Annotated in this window: 1 pseudogene; it reads right to left on the bottom strand. The window is 63.1% G+C overall.

Annotated features, from left to right (window positions below):
• Positions 1-345, bottom strand: a pseudogene (locus tag AB4Y94_RS17775) (hypothetical protein); the annotation flags it as partial.
• Between the last annotated feature and the right edge of the window lie 522 nt (positions 346-867).

Raw genomic sequence — 867 nt, 5'->3', positions numbered from 1 at the left:
GCCGTCGAGTTCACGGATGAGCGGGGCGAAGTCGAGCGCGGGCGATGCGGTGCCGTATCCACCGAGCATGACAATGGTCGGCCCGGTGTCGCCGTGCCGGTACACGTTCAGGGTGCCGCCGGTGACGGATACCCGCTCGCCGTATGCAGAGGTGGAGGACCGCTCGACCTGGTTCAGAACAGCGTTGGTCAGAGCGGAACCAAGGATCAGTGCGAGCGCGACCAGAGCGGCGATTCCGGTGCGTCGCGCCAGCCGCCGTGCGCGCCCGTGCCGCGGCGGCCGCGGTGCTCGTTCACGACCGGGCGCGGTCGGAACGGGTTCGGTGGGGGCCGCGGTGGCGGTCATTGCTGTTCCTTCCTGTTTGTCAGGGAGACGGCGGACGAAAGTGGGTGACATGACGTTCTCCAAGGTTGATTGGTGCTAGGGGTGATCGATTTTCTGCAGTGAAGTACTTCAGGCTGCTGATTTGAGTTCGCTTCGCCGACGTGCGACTCCTGCTGCGATCGTTCGCGCGACTCGCTCGTTGCTCCTGAAGCGCCCAAATGCAATCACAATCGCCGTGATGGCGACGGTCGTGAACAGCCATAACCACCGAAAGTCGGCGCCGCGTTGGGGAGTCACTGGGTCTCGATTCTTGTTTGTGGGAACATATTCACGGTACGGTCGGCTCACTGGCTCACCTAGGACACGGTGTTGACGATCTCGGCCACGACATCACCCGAACACGGCTTCCCAGAGGAAGAACCAGTGATCGAACCACGCATCGTCATCGTCGGATTTCCGTCCGCTCAGATCCTCGACATCACCGGGCCGCTCGAGGTCTTCTCGAGCGCCTCGCGCTTCCTGCCGATACCGCGATACGCGACC

This window comes from Glaciibacter sp. 2TAF33, assembly GCF_052114945.1.
Classification (GTDB): Bacteria; Actinomycetota; Actinomycetes; order Actinomycetales; family Microbacteriaceae; genus Cryobacterium.
The sequence above is the reverse complement of the archived record's forward strand: the minus strand, read 5'-3'. Positions and strand labels throughout refer to the sequence as shown.